This window comes from Klebsiella sp. JB_Kp042, from assembly GCF_040065275.1.
In the GTDB taxonomy this organism is placed as follows: Bacteria; Pseudomonadota; Gammaproteobacteria; order Enterobacterales; family Enterobacteriaceae; genus Klebsiella; species Klebsiella quasipneumoniae.
In genome coordinates this window covers 28,393-44,706 of record NZ_JBEAJL010000097.1, presented here as the reverse complement: position 1 = coordinate 44,706, position 16,314 = coordinate 28,393, and the positions used below count along the sequence as shown (strand labels likewise).

Here is a 16,314-nt window from a genome sequence, read left to right as displayed (position 1 = left end):
TCGACGGGCAGCGTAAGCTGCCCGTCTCAATATGGTGGCGCGATATGACCCAACAATCTCCCTATTCCGCGGCCGTTGCCGAACAACGTCATCAGGAGTGGCTGCGCTTTGTGGCGCTGCTACAGCAGGCCTATGCGCAGGATCTGCATCTGCCGCTGCTGCAGCTAATGCTAACCCCTGATGAGCGCGAAGCGCTGGGAACCCGGGTGCGCATTATCGAAGAGCTGCTGCGCGGCGAGATGAGCCAGCGCGAGCTGAAAAATGAGCTCGGCGCCGGCATTGCGACCATTACCCGCGGGTCGAACAGCCTGAAGTCGGCGCCGGTTGAGCTGCGCCAGTGGCTGGAGCAGACGCTGCTGGCTAGCGATAAATAGCGTTGTGGAACGGGCTTAACGCCAGCACGACCGCCTGATGGTAAACGCTGCTGCGGGTTAATTTGCCGCCGGTGAAAACCCCAATCGCCCCCTCTTTACGACCGATCTGATCGATGCCGGTATACTGCGACATGACCGGCCCGAGGGCTTCGCCAGCGCGAACCTGCTCAAGAATAACGTCAGGCAACGGCAGCGTGGCTGAGCGCGCTTCTCCGCGCTGGCTGGCGCTTTCGATGACCACCCAGCTAAAGGTACTGCCATCGTCAATTCCGGCTTCGATGGCGACCCAGAAATCGGCATGGGGCTGGGCGAGGCGCGCATTGGCGACGCGATTTCGTGCGCCAGCGCGCGTTTCCTCGCTGCCGAAGGGCTGTTCCGGCACGCCGCTCTCGACGGATACGGACTCAATGTGGCAGGATCCTTCGCCGAAAATCTCGTCAAAAGCCTGCAGAATTGCCTGAATTTTGGCGGGATTAGTGGTCGCTGAGACAACATGGTGCATAATCAAAACAACTCAGAATAAACTAACGTCATCGCAGTATACTCTAAATCACCCCCAGGGCAGGCGGTAATGCCTGAAAGCGGTCGATAACGAGTTCAGAACGGAAAAAAAGCATGTTACAGGTATACCTTGTTCGCCACGGTGAAACGCAGTGGAACGCCGAGCGACGTATTCAGGGTCAGTCCGACAGCCCGCTGACCGCACACGGTGAGCGCCAGGCCTGGCAGGTTGGCGAGCGCGCCAGAACGCTGGGGATCACCCATATCATTACCAGCGATCTGGGACGAACCCGCCGCACAGCAGAGATTATCGCCGAAGCCTGCGGCTGCAGCGTGATCGCCGATGCGCGCCTGCGCGAGCTGGATATGGGGGTGCTGGAGAAGCGCCATATCGACTCGCTCAGCGAAGAAGAAGAGGGCTGGCGCCGCCAGCTGGTCAACGGCACGCCGGATGGTCGTATTCCTCAGGGCGAATCGATGCAGGAGCTTAGCGAACGCATGCATGCGGCGCTGGCAGCCTGTCTGGAATTACCGGCCGGTAGTCGACCGCTGCTGGTGAGTCATGGTATCGCGCTGGGCTGCCTGGTGAGCACGATTTTAGGGCTGCCGGCTTACGCAGAGCGTCGGCTGCGTCTGCGCAACTGCTCTATCTCGCGCGTCGATTATCAGCAGAGCCCGTGGCTGGCTTCCGGCTGGGTGGTGGAAACGGCGGGCGACGTCTCGCATCTTGACGCCCCCGCGATGGACGAGCTGCAGCGTTAACGGCGGATCGGGATCAGATATTCGCAGCGCAACTGAATCGGCGTGGCCTGATCCCGGCTTTCATCTTCAGGATAGAAGCGTTCAATATCCAGCCCCTTGCGACGCGTCAGGTTCAGCATCGGCATGCAGGTGCCGTAGACCGTCAGGATGAATTCCTGCAGGCCGGTACCCAGCCCTTCATACGTAAACATGACATACTCGCCGCCCTCCAGCGTCACCGGATGGGCGTTCTGCAGGTGGCCGTTAGCCATCTCCGGCGTCAGCGCGGTGGTATAGAACACTTCCTGTTCATCGTCTTTCTCCAGGCTCGGACGCGGTTCATGCAGCCCATAGAGCACCGGGGGGATCGACGGCGAGTTGCCGAGGAAATCGCGCCAGAACTGGACCCGCATTTGGTTGCGGAAGTCGGAGATTTCCTCCAGCTTACAGGTATAGCTCTGGGTTACCCCCAGCAGTTGAGTCGTGGGCAGGGCGACAAATTCATGTTTCGGCAGGGTAAACTCGCCAAGACGCAGCGGCGGACGCATACCGAACGAGCTCCAGTCCGGCGAGCGGCGGTAGAGCGCCGGCGTCAGCGAGAACTGCTTCTTAAACGCCCGGGTGAAGGTCTGCTGGGAGTCGAAACGGTACTGCAGCGCAATATCAAGGATTGGACGGGCGGTAAGGCGTAATGCGACAGCTGATTTCGACAACCGGCGCGCGCGAATATAGGCACCGATGGCATGGCCGGTGACATCCTTAAACATTCGCTGCAAATGCCACTTGGAATAACCCGCCTTCGCCGCCACATTGTCCAGAGAAAGCGGCTGATCCAGGTGACCTTCCAGCCAGCTAAGGAGATCGCGAATAATCCCTGCTTGATCCATAAAATGTCCCCATCCTTAAACACAGGTGCCTGATATTAAAGTAGCGGATAATAGCATTTTTTGATGTTTTAGCATTCAGTGTTTTTTTTGCTTTTAAATGCGGTAGGTCCGTGGATCTGAACGAGAATTTTGTAAAGCTGTGATCTATAAACCTTTTCCGAAAAGTGCGTGATAATCACTCAGCTATATTTTTTAAGAATGGTAACAATATGAAATACAAGAAGTTTGCGATGGGCCTGCTGCTGCTGGCCGGCTGCCAGGTCGCTCAGGCGGAGCAGATTGGTTCCGTGGATACGGTCTTCAAATGGTTAGGGCCGGATCACAAAATTGTCGTCGAAGCCTTTGACGATCCGGATGTGCAGAACGTGACCTGCTATATCAGCCGGGCGAAGACCGGCGGGATCAAAGGCGGACTGGGTCTGGCGGAAGATACCTCTGACGCGGCCATCTCCTGCCAGCAGGTCGGGCCGATTGAGCTGACGGACAAAATCAAAAATGGCAAAAGCCAGGGCGACGTGGTGTTCCAGAAGCGCACCTCGCTAGTGTTTAAAAAGCTACAGGTCGTTCGCTTCTATGATGCGAAACGCAATGCGCTGGTCTACCTGACCTATTCGGATAAAGTGGTTGATGGTTCGCCGAAGAACGCCATCAGCGCCGTGCCGATTATGCCCTGGAATAAATAAACGGGAGCGCGCATGCAGCAGCCACGGATTTGGTTAGTTGAGGATGAACAGAGTATCGCCGATACCCTGGTTTATATGCTCCAGCAGGAGGGCTTCCAGGTCACCGTCTTTGACCGCGGGTTGCCCGCGCTGGAGGCGGCGGCGCATCAGGCGCCCGATGTGGCCATCCTCGACGTCGGCTTGCCGGATATCAGCGGCTTCGAGCTCTGTCGGCGCCTGCTGACGCGCTTTCCGGCGCTGCCGGTGCTGTTTCTGACGGCGCGGAGCGACGAGGTCGATAAGCTGCTGGGGCTGGAAATCGGCGCTGACGATTACATCGCCAAGCCGTTTTCGCCGCGCGAAGTCTGCGCGCGGGTGCGCAGCGTGCTGCGGCGGCTGCAAAAATTCGCCGCGCCTTCGTCGGTAGTTCGCGTCGGCGAGTTTGTGCTTGACGAGCAGGCGGCGTCGATAAGCTGGTTCGGCCAGCCGCTGAACCTGACGCGCTATGAATTTCTGCTGTTGAAAACGCTGCTTCACGCGCCCGGTCGCGTCTTCTCCCGCCAGCAACTGATGGAGCTGGTGTGGAGCGATGCCTGGGAAAGCCTCGACCGCACCGTCGACACCCACATCAAAACCCTGCGCGCTAAATTGCGGGTCGTTAATCCTGAGGTGGCGCCAATCAATACCCATCGCGGGATGGGCTACAGCCTGGGGCGCGGCTGATGCGCATCGGCATGCGCCTGCTGCTGGGCTATTTTCTTATCGTCGCGATCGCCGCGTGGTTTGTACTGTCGATCTTTGTCCAGGAAGTGAAGCCGGGCGTGCGCCGGGCGACGGAGGGGACCCTCAACGATACCGCCACCCTGCTGGCGGCGCTGGCGCGTGAGGACCTGCTGGCGGCAAACCCGCAGCAGGGCAGGCTGGCGCAGGCCTTTCACCAGCTCAACCAGCAGCGGCTCAACGCCAATATTGGCGGAATTAAAAAGGTGCGGAATGAGTACCGCGTCTATCTGACTGATGCCCGGGGCAAGGTGGTGTTTGACTCGAGCGGAGAGGCGACAGGGCAGGACTATTCACGCTGGAACGACGTCTGGCTCACCCTGCGCGGCCAGTACGGCGCGCGCAGTACGCGCAGCGATCCGCATGATGAAGCCAGCTCGGTGATGTATATCGCCGCGCCGGTGATGGATAAGGGGCGGATTATCGGCGTGCTGAGCGTCGGTAAACCCAACCTGGCGATGACGCCGGTCATTCAGCGCAGCGAGCGGCGGATCCTCTGGGCCGGCGGCGCCCTGCTGGGCATTGCCCTGTTGATTGGCTGCGGCGTCGTCTGGTGGATCAATTTCTCTATCGGCAAGCTGGTGCGCTATGCGGACTCGGTGACCGCTGACCGCCCGCTGCCGCTGCCGGAGGTCGGCAGCAGCGAACTGCGTAAGCTGGCCCAGGCGCTGGAGAGCATGCGGGTGAAGCTCGAAGGCAAAAACGCCATCGAAAATTATGTCTATGACCTGACTCACGAGCTGAAAAGTCCGCTGGCGGCCATCCGCGGTGCGGCGGAGATCCTGCGCGAAGAGCCGCCGCCTGCGGTGGCGGCGCGGTTTACTGAGAATATCCTCGCGCAAAATACTCGCATGCAGCTGTTGGTGGAGCGGTTGCTCCAGCAGGCGCGACTGGAAAGCCGGCTGGAGATAAAGCCGCAGCCGGTGTCGATAGATGCGCTATACCAACGCCTGGCGGAAGAGCGCGACATCGCCCTGGCGGCGAAAGCCATCACCCTGCGCTGGCAGGAGAGTGGGATGCTGGTCAATGGCGATGGCGAACTGCTGTCCCAGGCGCTGGGCAATCTGCTCGACAACGCGATTGATTTTACCCCCCAGGGGGGTGAGATCGCCCTGGCAGTAGAGAAACGAAATGCAGAGGTGCGACTGAGCGTAACGGATAACGGATGCGGTATTCCGGAGTATGCCCTGACGCGGATCTTTGATCGGTTCTACTCGCTGCCGCGTGAAGACGGCCATAAGAGCAGCGGCCTTGGGCTGGCCTTTGTTCGTGAAGTCGCGCGCCTGCATCACGGCGATATCCGTCTACACAATCGGCCCGAAGGCGGCGTGGTCGCCACGCTGAGACTTCACCGTCCCTTCACATAGCTTCAAATTCCCCCCACACAACCGCCCTATTGTGAGGCCATCACGATAGGGAGAAAGCTATGTTGAAATCACCGTTATTCTGGAAAATCACCACGTTAATAGGCTGTATTGTGCTGTTATCTCTGCCTTTGATGATAGTCAGGGAGCTCATCAATGAGCGGGCTGATTATCGCAGCGAGGTTGTGGATGCCATTGAACAGAGCACCAGCGGCCCGCAAAAACTCGCCGGGCCGCTGATCGCTATTCCGGTAACCGAGACGCTGACCCGCAGGGAGAACCAAAAAGAGGTCGAATATCAGCGGAGCTGGGAGTACTACTGGCTGCCGGAGTCGCTGGCGGTCACCGGCAAACAGACCGTGGAGTCGAGGAGGGTGGGCATCTACAGCGGACAGGTCTGGCATAACGCCCTGCAGATTAAGGCTTCGTTTGATCCGCTGCGTCTGGCGGCGCTGAAAAAAACGAATATTGTCTTAGGCCAGCCGCGGCTGGTGGTGAGCGTCGGCGATGCCCGCGGCATTGGCGCCATTCATGCTCCGGAGGTTAACGGCAGCGTATTAAGCGTGGAGCCTGGGCTGGGGATCAGCGGCGATGGGGCGGGCATCCATATGCCGATGCCAGCGCTGGCGGAGGACAACAAGCCGCTTGAGATCGCTTTTTCGCTCGATCTGAACGGGACGGGCGCATTTTCACTGGTGCCGCTCGGGCGCAACAGCGAGCTGCAGCTGACCAGTAACTGGCCGCATCCCGGCTTTCTCGGCAGCTTCCTGCCAACGAAACGCGAAGTGAATGCTGCCGGCTATCGCGCCCACTGGCAAAGCAGCTGGTTCGCCAACGATATGGGCAGCTATTTCAAGGATGATATGGAGATCCCGTGGTCGCGCCTGCCGGCGTTCAGTGCCGATGTCATGTCGCTTGCCGACCAGTATCAGCTAACCGACCGGGCGACAAAATATGCCATCCTGTTAATTGGGTTGACGTTTATGGCCTTTTTCGCTTTCGAAAGCCTGACCCATCGCCCCCTGCATCCGATGCAATATTTGCTGGTGGGCCTATCGCTGGTGCTGTTTTACCTGGTGCTGCTGGCGCTTTCGGAGCACATTGGCTTTACCGCCGCCTGGCTGGCCGCCAGCCTGTCCGGCGCGGTGATGAACGGGATCTACCTCCAGGCGGTGCTCAGGGGATGGCGTAACAGCCTGCTGTTTGTCGCGGCGCTGCTGCTGCTGGACGGGGTGATGTGGTTTCTGCTGCATTCCGAGGACAGCGCGCTGCTGTTGGGTACCGGGGTGCTGGTGCTGGCGCTAAGCAGCCTGATGTTTTTGACCCGGCGAGTGGACTGGTATGCGTTATCGTTACCGAAAGGCAGTGTGCCTCCGCCGCCGTCTGCCGATGACGACAAACTGCGCCTCTGGAAAGAGTGACGGCATAAAAAAACGGCGCCCTCGGGGCGCCGTTTTCACATCATGGCTGCGGAATAAATCGCATTATTCCTGCAGATCGCCACAGAAACGGTAACCTTCACCGTGAATGGTAGCGATGATTTCCGGGGTATCCGGAGTGGATTCGAAGTGTTTACGAATCCGACGAATGGTCACGTCAACGGTACGGTCATGCGGCTTCAGCTCGCGACCGGTCATTTTCTTCAGCAGCTCGGCACGAGACTGAATTTTGCCCGGGTTTTCGCAGAAGTGCAGCATCGCGCGGAATTCACTGCGCGGCAGCTTGTACTGTTCGCCGTTCGGGCTGACCAGGGAACGGCTGTTGATATCGAGTTCCCAGCCGTTGAACTTGTAGCTTTCCACGCTGCGACGCTCTTCGCTCACGGTACCGAGGTTCATGGTACGGGAGAGCAGGTTGCGCGCGCGGATAGTCAGTTCACGCGGGTTAAACGGTTTAGTGATATAGTCGTCAGCGCCGATTTCGAGGCCAAGGATCTTATCCACTTCGTTGTCGCGACCGGTTAAGAACATCAGCGCGACGTCAGCCTGCTCGCGCAGCTCGCGCGCCAGCAGAAGACCATTTTTACCCGGCAGGTTGATATCCATGATCACCAGGTTGATATCATTTTCAGACAGGATCTGATGCATTTCCGCGCCATCGGTCGCTTCGAATACATCGTAACCTTCTGCTTCGAAAATACTTTTTAACGTGTTGCGTGTTACCAACTCGTCTTCAACGATAAGAATGTGCGGGGTCTGCATGTTTGCTACCTAAATTGCCAACTAAATCGAAACAGGAAGTACCAAAGTCCCTGACCTGCCTGCTGCATGTCGCAAATTAACATGCGCGGCGTAACATGACTAAAGTACGTAATTGCGTTCTTGATGCACTTTCCATCAACGTCAACAACATCATTAGCTTGGTCGTGGGTACTTTCCCTCTGGACCCGACGGTGTCAAAAACGGCTGACATCCTAACCATTTTAACAGCAACATAACAGGCTAAGAGAGGCCGAACACCCAATAAAACTACGCTTCGTTGACATATATCAAGTTCAATTGTAGCACGTTAACAGTCTTGTGAAATCATTGCATCGCCATGCTCTTTATAGTCACAATCTTTACCCGGCTCAACTAGTTGCGTGGATAAATTAATAAATACAGTGAATCCAATGCCTGGAACGATGCGTCAGGTGAAATTTCATTGCCCATCATATGGATAAATGGGTTCTGTTAACATACTCCTTGTCATGGCCTCCTGAGAACAGTTTAGATTTTTTTATGGGTAAGAAAACGCAATTTTAGTGATTTTTGTTGCAAATTTGTAAATTTTCACCGCGTAAAATGCGGGGCTCCGCGCCTCGACAACGCCTGAGAGAGAAAAAAACCGCAATGCGTTTAACGATTATTTTAGTCGGTCCTGCCCGGGCCGAGAACGTCGGCGCCGCCGCCAGGGCGATGAAAACCATGGGATTTCGCGATCTGCGGATCGTGGACAGTGAAGCCCATCTGGCGCCGGCGGCACGCTGGGTGGCGCACGGCTCAGGCGACATCCTCGATGGCATCACCACCTATTCCACCCTCGCCGAGGCGCTGCACGACGTCGATTTTACCGTCGCCACCACCGCCCGCAGTCGCGCGCGGTTTCACTATTACGCCACGCCGCAGCAGCTGTTGCCGCTGCTGGAGGAGAAGGCGAACTGGATGACCCATACCGCGCTGGTATTTGGCCGTGAAGACGCCGGATTGACCAATGAGGAGCTGGCCCTGGCCGATGTGCTGACCGGCGTGCCGATGGCCGCGGATTATCCTTCGCTAAACCTCGGTCAGTCGGTGATGGTCTACTGCTATCAATTAGCATCGCTTATGCAACAACCGGCGCCCACCGCCGCCGCGGCAGACCATCATCAGCTGCAGGCGTTGCGCCTGCGCGCCCTGGCCTTGCTTTCGCGTCTGGGCGTGGAGGATGATGCCAAACTGGCCGACTGGCTGTCGCAACGAATGGGGCTGCTGCAGCAGCGCGACACGGCAATGTTGCATCGTTTGCTGCATGATATTGAAAAAAACCTGCCAGAATAAAGCTCTGTTATATATTTTAATTATGGTTGTATGTACTGTTTTTGCGGGGAGTGTTCCGCCGATCTGGATGTTTTTCCTTGTCGGGGTGGCGCAATACGTAAGCTCGCTGAAATGAGGTTAATTGAGAAATTCATTGACTTAAGAGGGCAGATACTTTAACCAATATAGGCAGGACACACAGACAGATAAAAATACAGAGTACACAACATCCATGAATCGCATCGGCATGATTACCACCATTATCACCACCACCATTACCACAGGTAACGGTGCGGGCTGACGCGTACAGGAAACACAGAAAAAAGCCCGCACCTGAACAGTGCGGGCTTTTTTTTTGACAAGAGATCAAGGGGTAAGAACCATGCGAGTGTTGAAGTTCGGCGGTACATCAGTGGCAAATGCGGAACGGTTTCTGCGGGTTGCCGATATTCTGGAGAGTAATGCCAGGCAGGGGCAGGTAGCGACCGTCCTGTCTGCCCCGGCGAAGATCACCAACCATCTGGTAGCGATGATTGAAAAGACCATTGGCGGCCAGGATGCCCTCCCCAATATTGCCGACGCTGAACGCATTTTTACCGAACTTCTTCAGGGCCTTGCCGACGCCCAGCCCGCTTTCCCGCTCGCCCAGCTGAAAGCCTTTGTTGAGCAGGAGTTTGCTCAGATTAAGCATGTCCTGCACGGTATCAGCCTGCTGGGTCAGTGCCCGGACAGCGTCAATGCCGCGCTGATCTGCCGAGGCGAAAAGCTCTCCATCGCCATCATGGCGGGTCTGCTGGAAGCCCGTGGTCATAAAGTCAGTGTGATTAACCCGGTGGAAAAACTGCTCGCGGTGGGCCACTATCTGGAATCCACGGTCGATATCGCCGAATCCACCCGCCGCATCGCCGCCAGCCAGATCCCGGCAGACCATATGATCCTGATGGCCGGGTTTACCGCCGGCAATGAGAAGGGCGAGCTGGTGGTGCTGGGGCGCAACGGCTCCGACTATTCGGCTGCGGTACTGGCCGCCTGCCTGCGCGCCGATTGCTGCGAAATCTGGACCGATGTCGACGGCGTGTACACTTGCGACCCGCGCCAGGTGCCGGATGCGCGTCTGCTGAAATCGATGTCTTATCAGGAGGCGATGGAGCTCTCCTACTTTGGCGCGAAAGTGCTGCACCCGCGCACCATCGCCCCTATCGCCCAGTTCCAAATCCCATGTCTGATTAAAAATACCGGCAACCCGCAGGCGCCGGGAACGCTCATCGGCGCCAGCCGCGACGAGGACGATCTGCCGGTCAAAGGCATCTCTAACCTCAACAACATGGCGATGTTCAACGTCTCCGGGCCGGGGATGAAAGGCATGGTCGGCATGGCGGCCCGCGTCTTCGCCACCATGTCCCGCGCCGGCATCTCGGTCGTGCTGATCACCCAATCTTCTTCCGAGTACAGCATCAGTTTCTGCGTGCCGCAGAGCGACTGTGCGCGTGCTAAACGGGCGATGGAAGATGAGTTTTATCTCGAGCTGAAAGAGGGGCTGCTGGAGCCGCTGGCCATTATGGAGCGTCTGGCTATTATCTCGGTGGTGGGCGACGGAATGCGCACTCTGCGCGGTATCTCGGCAAAGTTTTTTGCCGCGCTGGCCCGCGCCAATATCAATATCGTGGCGATTGCCCAGGGTTCATCCGAGCGCTCCATTTCGGTGGTGGTCAGCAATGACGACGCCACCACCGGCGTGCGCGTGACCCATCAGATGCTGTTCAACACCGACCAGGTGATCGAAGTGTTCGTCATCGGCGTCGGCGGCGTCGGCGGCGCGCTGCTGGAGCAAATCAAACGCCAGCAGAGTTGGCTGAAGAGCAAACATATCGATCTGCGCGTTTGCGGCGTGGCCAACTCTCAGGCGCTGCTGACCAGCGTGCATGGTCTGAATCTGGAATACTGGAGTGAGGCGCTGGCGGAGGCGAAAGAACCCTTTAATCTTGGCCGCCTGATCCGCCTGGTAAAAGAGTACCACCTGCTTAATCCGGTGATCGTCGACTGTACCTCCAGCCAGGCGGTCGCCGATCAGTACGCCGACTTCCTGCGCGAAGGTTTCCATGTGGTCACGCCGAATAAAAAGGCCAATACCTCTTCGCTGGATTATTATCATCAGCTGCGCCACGCCGCGAGCAGCTCGCGCCGCAAGTTCCTCTATGACACTAACGTTGGCGCTGGCCTGCCGGTGATTGAGAACCTGCAGAACCTGCTCAACGCCGGCGATGAACTGCGCCATTTCTCCGGGATCCTCTCCGGCTCTCTGTCGTTTATCTTCGGCAAGCTGGATGAGGGCGTGAGTTTCTCGGCGGCGACGGCGATGGCCCGTGAGATGGGGTATACCGAGCCGGATCCGCGCGACGATTTATCCGGGGTGGATGTCGCGCGTAAGCTGCTGATTCTGGCCCGTGAGACCGGACGTGAACTGGAGCTGTCGGACATTATCGTCGAGTCGGCGCTGCCGGCGGACTTCGACGCCAGCGGTGATGTTGAGACCTTTATGGCCCGTCTGCCGTCGCTGGATGATGCGTTCGCCTCGCGGATCGCTAAGGCGCGCGATGAAGGTAAAGTCTTGCGCTATGTCGGTAACATCGAAGAGGATGGTACCTGCCGGGTGAAAATTGCCGCCGTTGACGGCAACGATCCGCTGTTCAAAGTGAAAAATGGCGAGAACGCGCTGGCCTTTTACAGCCACTATTATCAGCCATTGCCGCTGGTGCTGCGCGGCTATGGTGCCGGGAACGACGTCACGGCGGCCGGTGTATTCGCCGACCTGCTGCGCACCCTTTCCTGGAAGTTAGGAGTTTAAGATGGTCAAAGTATATGCCCCGGCTTCCAGTGCCAATATGAGCGTCGGGTTTGATGTGTTGGGCGCGGCGATCACGCCGGTCGATGGCACGCTGCTGGGCGACAACGTCACTGTCGAAGCGGCGGAGCAATTCAGCCTGCAGAATCTGGGACGCTTCGCCAGCAAACTGCCGACGGCGCCGCAGGAGAACATTGTTTACCAGTGCTGGGAAAGCTTTTGCCGGGAGATCGGTAAAACGGTGCCGGTGGCGATGACCCTGGAAAAAAACATGCCGATTGGCTCCGGGCTGGGCTCCAGCGCCTGCTCGGTGGTCGCCGCGCTGGTGGCGATGAACGAGTTTTGCGGTAAGCCGCTGAACGAGACGCGCATGCTGGCGCTGATGGGGGAGATGGAAGGGCGTATCTCCGGCAGCATTCACTACGACAACGTGGCGCCGTGCTATCTTGGCGGTATGCAGTTGATGATCGAAGAGAACGGGATTATCAGCCAGCAGGTGCCCGGGTTTGATGAGTGGCTGTGGGTGCTGGCCTATCCGGGGATTAAAGTATCCACCGCCGAAGCGCGGGCGATTCTGCCGGCGCAGTACCGCCGTCAGGATTGTATCGCCCATGGTCGCCACCTCGCGGGCTTTATTCACGCCTGCTACACCCGCCAGCCGCAGCTGGCGGCAAAATTGATGAAAGATGTGATTGCCGAACCGTACCGAACCAAACTGCTGCCGGGCTTTAGCGAAGCGCGTCAGGCGGCCATGGAGATGGGCGCCCAGGCTTGCGGCATCTCCGGCTCTGGCCCAACGCTGTTCGCGTTGTGCGATAAGCCGGACACCGCACAGCGCGTCGCCGACTGGCTTGGCGCGCACTATCTGCAGAATCAGGAAGGCTTTGTTCATATTTGCCGGCTGGACACGGCGGGCGCACGCGTAGTGGGATAACCAATGAAACTGTATAACTTAAAAGATCACAATGAGCAGGTCAGCTTTGCGCAGGCCGTTACCCAGGGACTTGGCAAGCATCAGGGCCTGTTCTTTCCGCACGATCTGCCGGAATTCAGCCTGACTGAAATCGACGACATGCTGGCGCAGGATTTTGTCACCCGCAGCGCCAAAATTTTATCCGCCTTTATCGGCGATGAGATCCCGCAGGATATCCTGCAGCAGCGGGTCCGCGCGGCGTTTGCGTTTCCGGCGCCGGTGAGCAAGGTTCAGGAGGATGTCGGCTGTCTGGAGCTGTTCCATGGCCCCACGCTGGCGTTCAAGGATTTCGGCGGCCGCTTTATGGCGCAGATGCTGACCCATATCGCAGGCGATAAGCCGGTCACCATCCTCACGGCGACCTCTGGCGATACCGGGGCGGCGGTGGCGCATGCTTTCTACGGACTGCCGAACGTTAAGGTAGTGATCCTCTATCCGCGCGGCAAGATCAGCCCGCTGCAGGAGAAGCTGTTCTGTACTCTCGGCGGCAACATTGAAACCGTGGCGATTGACGGCGACTTCGACGCCTGCCAGGCGCTGGTGAAGCAGGCGTTTGACGATGAAGAACTGAAGGCGACGCTGGGGCTCAACTCGGCTAACTCCATTAACATCAGCCGCCTGCTGGCGCAGATCTGCTACTACTTCGAAGCGGCGGCGCAGCTGCCGCAGGAAGCCCGCAATCAGCTGGTGATTTCCGTGCCGAGCGGCAACTTCGGCGATCTGACCGCCGGTCTGCTGGCGAAGTCGCTGGGTCTGCCGATCAAACGCTTTATCGCCGCCACCAATGCCAACGACACCGTTCCGCGCTATCTGCAGGGCGGCGAGTGGGCGCCAAAAGCCACCCAGGCGACGCTGTCCAACGCCATGGACGTCAGCCAGCCGAACAACTGGCCGCGTGTCGAAGAGCTGTTCCGCCGTAAAATCTGGCGTCTCAGCGAGCTGGGCTATGCCGCGGTCGATGATGAGACCACCAAAGCGGCAATGCGCGAGCTGAAGGCCATCGGCTACATCTCTGAACCGCACGCGGCGATTGCCTGGCGCGCGCTGCGCGATCAGCTGCAGCCGGGAGAGTACGGTCTGTTCCTCGGCACCGCCCATCCGGCGAAGTTCAAAGAGAGCGTGGAGGAGATCCTGCAGGAGACCCTGCCGCTGCCGAAAGAGCTGGCCGACCGCGCCGACCTGCCGCTGCTGTCTCACAACCTGCCGGCGGATTTCGCCGCGCTGCGTAAGCTGATGATGGGCTAAATCCTTACCGTCCCCCTGTTGCGTCGAACGCCGTAGGGGGACCGTTTACTTACTGCTCGTGGCGTTTAAACACCAGTTCGCCTTTCTCCGACGCCTCCGCATCAAAGAAATAGCCTTCGCTATTAAAGGATTTCAGCTGTTCCGGCTGGGTTAAGCGGTTTTCAATAATGTAGCGACTCATCAGGCCACGGGCCTTCTTGGCATAGAAGCTGATCACTTTGAATTTGCCGTTCTTCTCATCGAGGAATACCGGCTTGATCAGCTGGCCCTGCAATTTTTGCGTTTTCACCGATTTAAAATATTCATCGGAAGCCAGGTTGATGACGATATCGTCGCCCTGAGCCTGCAGCGCCTGATTCAGCTTCTCGGTAATGGTCTCGCCCCAGAACTGGTACAGATCTTTGCCGCGGGGGTTTTCCAGACGGATCCCCATCTCCAGGCGGTAGGGCTGCATCAGGTCCAGCGGACGCAGCACGCCATACAGGCCGGAGAGCATGCGCAGGTGTCGCTGGGCGAAGTCAAAGTCGTCCTCGGTGAGCGTCTCTGCCTGCAGGCCGGTGTAGACATCGCCCTTAAAGGCGAGGATCGCCTGGCGGGCATTTTGCGGCGTAAAGTCAGGGTGCCAGTCGTGGAAACGGGTGGCGTTCAGATCCGCCAGCTTGTCGCTGATGCTCATCAGCTTGCCGATTTGCGGCGCGGTCAGCTGACGGGCGATGCTGATAAGCTGTTGAGAATACTCGAGGAGTTCGGGCTGGGTATAGCGAGTCGTTGCCAGCGGGCTTTGATAATCGAGCGTTTTAGCAGGTGAAATCAGAATCAGCATATCCAGTCCTTGCAGGTAATTTCGACGAATTTTAACAAAAAAAGTGCATGGTGGGATCGATAGCTGCGATTGCCGCGCTATTCGCGCGGCAGTTCATTCCACGCGCCCGGGGCCAGCTGTTGGTGAATCTCAGGATAGCGCGACGCATCGAAAGTAGGCTGAATGCCCAGCTGGCGCTGACGCAGATAATCACTGGCGATAATCCGCACCGTCGGGGAGAGCAGCAGGATGGCCGTCAGGTTGGTCATCGCCATCAGCGCCATAATGATATCCGCGCTCTGCCAGACGACCGGCAGGCTAACCACGGTTCCCAGCAGCACCATCAGGACGGTAAGTATCCGCAGCGCCCAGATATAGCGCGGCTTATCCAGACGCAGAAAGACCAGATTATTTTCCGCGTACAGGTAGTTGGCGACGATAGAGCTAAAGGCGAACAGCAGCACGATGAAAGCGATAAAACCCGCCCCCCAGCCCCCGACCAGCATGCTCATCGCGTGCTGCAGGGCCTGGATGCCGTTGAGCGTATACTCATTGTCGGGGTGAGGCGCCAGCATGACGATAATCGCGCTGGCGGTACAGATGACGATGGTATCGATAAACACGCCAATCATCTGCACGATACCCTGCGCCGCCGGGTGCGGCGGCCAGGAGGCGGCGGCTGCGGCGGCGTTAGGCGAAGAGCCCATTCCTGCTTCATTGGAGAACATGCCGCGCTGAAAGCCGCTGGTCAGCGCCTGACTGATGGTGTAGCCCACCGCGCCGGCGGCGGCTTCCTGCCAGCCGAAGGCGCAGCGAAAGATGGTGGCGAAAATCGTCGGCAGGGCGGTGATATGCCACAGGCCGATAACCAGGCTGGTGGCGATCCACAGCAGCGCCATGATGGGGACGATCCACTGCATCAGGCGCGCCACGCCGCGTAAACCACGGCGGATGGCCAGCAGAACGACAACGGCCAGCACGCCGCCGCTGACTGCCGCCGGCAGATCGAACGCATAGCGCAGGGCATGGGCCACGGAGTTGGCCTGTACGGTATTGAAGATAAAGCCATAGGCCAGCAGCAGGAGGATCGAAAACAGAACGCCCATCCAGCGCATGCCGAGCCCGCGCGCCATATACCAGGCTGGGCCGCCGCGAAACTGCCCGCGGCTATCGCGCTCTTTATACAGCTGGGCAAGGGAACATTCGGCGAAGCTGCTGGCCATGCCGAGCAGGGCGGAGACCCACATCCAGAATACGGCGCCGGGCCCGCCGGCGGCGATAGCCAGCGTGACGCCGGCAAGATTACCGCTGCCGACTCGCGCAGCAAGGCTGGTACAGAGCGCCTGAAAGGAGGTTAAACCGCCCGGCTGCGGGTGCAGGCTTTTTTTCAGGCTGCGGCCAAATTTGCGCACGTAACGGAACTGAATACCCCGGGTTTGCCAGCTAAACCAGATACCGGCGCCCAGCAGCAGATAAATCATCACTGAGCCCCAGAGTATTTCATTGATAAATGAGAGAAAATCAGGCATTAAACATCCTCTTGTCCATGCCGGCACGCCAGTGTAAGCGTTACCAATTAAGTGACAATCCTTGCGCTTTCAGCAAATTAATCTGCATAGTTTATCACACTCTGCGCTCTTCTCTCG

At 58.2% G+C, this 16,314-nt stretch carries 17 protein-coding genes and 1 other annotated feature; of the genes, 12 read left to right on the top strand and 5 right to left on the bottom strand.

Annotated features, from left to right (window positions below; all coding sequences use genetic code 11):
* Window positions 1-44 precede the first annotated feature (44 nt).
* Window positions 45-374 (top strand): trp operon repressor, encoded by a 330-nt coding sequence (gene trpR, locus ABLV54_RS19340; protein ID WP_004204213.1) that lies wholly within the window; start codon window positions 45-47, stop codon window positions 372-374.
* Here the strand turns inward: trpR and yjjX are convergent.
* A complete protein-coding gene (gene yjjX / locus ABLV54_RS19335) occupies window positions 361-876 on the bottom strand; it encodes an inosine/xanthosine triphosphatase (RefSeq protein WP_032452387.1) in 516 nt (171 codons plus the stop codon). The genes trpR and yjjX overlap by 14 nt on opposite strands.
* Before the next feature lie 113 nt (window positions 877-989).
* On the opposite strand from yjjX, the gene gpmB reads away from it, so the two are divergent.
* Complete coding sequence (gene gpmB, locus ABLV54_RS19330; RefSeq protein ID WP_004204216.1) at window positions 990-1,637, top strand: 2,3-diphosphoglycerate-dependent phosphoglycerate mutase GpmB; 648 nt, start codon at window positions 990-992, stop codon at window positions 1,635-1,637.
* Here gpmB and robA read toward each other — a convergent pair.
* A complete protein-coding gene (robA, locus tag ABLV54_RS19325; RefSeq protein WP_004204217.1) occupies window positions 1,634-2,503 on the bottom strand; it encodes an MDR efflux pump AcrAB transcriptional activator RobA in 870 nt (289 codons plus the stop codon). The genes gpmB and robA overlap by 4 nt on opposite strands.
* Before the next feature lie 209 nt (window positions 2,504-2,712).
* On the opposite strand from robA, the gene creA reads away from it, so the two are divergent.
* The 4 genes from creA to creD are packed head-to-tail and all read left to right on the top strand — an operon-like array spanning window position 2,713 to window position 6,730.
* Window positions 2,713-3,186, top strand: coding sequence for a protein CreA (gene creA / locus ABLV54_RS19320; protein WP_009309170.1), 474 nt, complete (start codon window positions 2,713-2,715; stop codon window positions 3,184-3,186).
* Between the two features lie 12 nt (window positions 3,187-3,198).
* On the top strand, window positions 3,199-3,888 hold the full coding sequence (gene creB / locus ABLV54_RS19315) for a two-component system response regulator CreB (RefSeq protein ID WP_023291904.1): 690 nt from the start codon (window positions 3,199-3,201) through the stop codon (window positions 3,886-3,888).
* Window positions 3,888-5,312, top strand: coding sequence for a two-component system sensor histidine kinase CreC (gene creC, locus ABLV54_RS19310; RefSeq protein ID WP_044525307.1), 1,425 nt, complete (start codon window positions 3,888-3,890; stop codon window positions 5,310-5,312). Before creB ends, creC begins: the two co-directional genes overlap by 1 nt.
* A 59-nt stretch (window positions 5,313-5,371) precedes the next feature.
* Window positions 5,372-6,730: a cell envelope integrity protein CreD gene (gene creD, locus ABLV54_RS19305; protein WP_050534031.1), complete on the top strand. Its 1,359-nt coding sequence runs from the start codon at window positions 5,372-5,374 to the stop codon at window positions 6,728-6,730.
* A gap of 63 nt (window positions 6,731-6,793) precedes the next feature.
* On the opposite strand, the gene arcA is transcribed toward creD, so the two are convergent.
* Window positions 6,794-7,510 carry a two-component system response regulator ArcA gene (gene arcA, locus ABLV54_RS19300; RefSeq protein ID WP_002887843.1) on the bottom strand — a complete coding sequence of 239 codons (717 nt, stop codon included), beginning with the start codon at window positions 7,508-7,510 and terminating at the stop codon, window positions 6,794-6,796.
* Window positions 7,511-7,605: 95 nt separating this feature from the next.
* Between arcA and yjjY the strand changes: the two genes are divergently transcribed.
* From yjjY to thrC, 6 genes are all read left to right on the top strand, one after another.
* On the top strand, window positions 7,606-7,746 hold the full coding sequence (gene yjjY / locus ABLV54_RS19295; RefSeq protein ID WP_004146984.1) for a protein YjjY: 141 nt from the start codon (window positions 7,606-7,608) through the stop codon (window positions 7,744-7,746).
* 394 nt (window positions 7,747-8,140) lie between these two features.
* Window positions 8,141-8,827: a tRNA/rRNA methyltransferase gene (locus ABLV54_RS19290; RefSeq protein WP_044525309.1), complete on the top strand. Its 687-nt coding sequence runs from the start codon at window positions 8,141-8,143 to the stop codon at window positions 8,825-8,827.
* 211 nt (window positions 8,828-9,038) lie between these two features.
* Window positions 9,039-9,107 carry a thr operon leader peptide gene (gene thrL / locus ABLV54_RS19285; protein WP_004222578.1) on the top strand — a complete coding sequence of 23 codons (69 nt, stop codon included), beginning with the start codon at window positions 9,039-9,041 and terminating at the stop codon, window positions 9,105-9,107.
* Window positions 9,046-9,163 (top strand) — a sequence feature (Thr leader region). It overlaps the preceding gene by 62 nt.
* A gap of 25 nt (window positions 9,164-9,188) precedes the next feature.
* Window positions 9,189-11,651, top strand: coding sequence for a bifunctional aspartate kinase/homoserine dehydrogenase I (gene thrA, locus ABLV54_RS19280; RefSeq protein ID WP_050534029.1), 2,463 nt, complete (start codon window positions 9,189-9,191; stop codon window positions 11,649-11,651).
* Between the two features lies 1 nt (window position 11,652).
* Window positions 11,653-12,582 (top strand): homoserine kinase, encoded by a 930-nt coding sequence (thrB, locus tag ABLV54_RS19275; protein ID WP_050534028.1) that lies wholly within the window; start codon window positions 11,653-11,655, stop codon window positions 12,580-12,582.
* Window positions 12,583-12,585: 3 nt separating this feature from the next.
* A complete protein-coding gene (gene thrC / locus ABLV54_RS19270; RefSeq protein WP_050534027.1) occupies window positions 12,586-13,866 on the top strand; it encodes a threonine synthase in 1,281 nt (426 codons plus the stop codon).
* A gap of 49 nt (window positions 13,867-13,915) precedes the next feature.
* Here the strand turns inward: thrC and yaaA are convergent, their stop codons facing one another.
* Entirely contained in the window at window positions 13,916-14,689 is a 774-nt protein-coding gene (yaaA, locus tag ABLV54_RS19265) for a peroxide stress protein YaaA (RefSeq protein WP_032452393.1), read from the bottom strand.
* 77 nt (window positions 14,690-14,766) lie between these two features.
* Window positions 14,767-16,197, bottom strand: a complete 1,431-nt coding sequence (locus ABLV54_RS19260) for a sodium:alanine symporter family protein (RefSeq protein ID WP_032452394.1) — start codon at window positions 16,195-16,197, stop codon at window positions 14,767-14,769.
* Window positions 16,198-16,314: the final 117 nt, after the last annotated feature.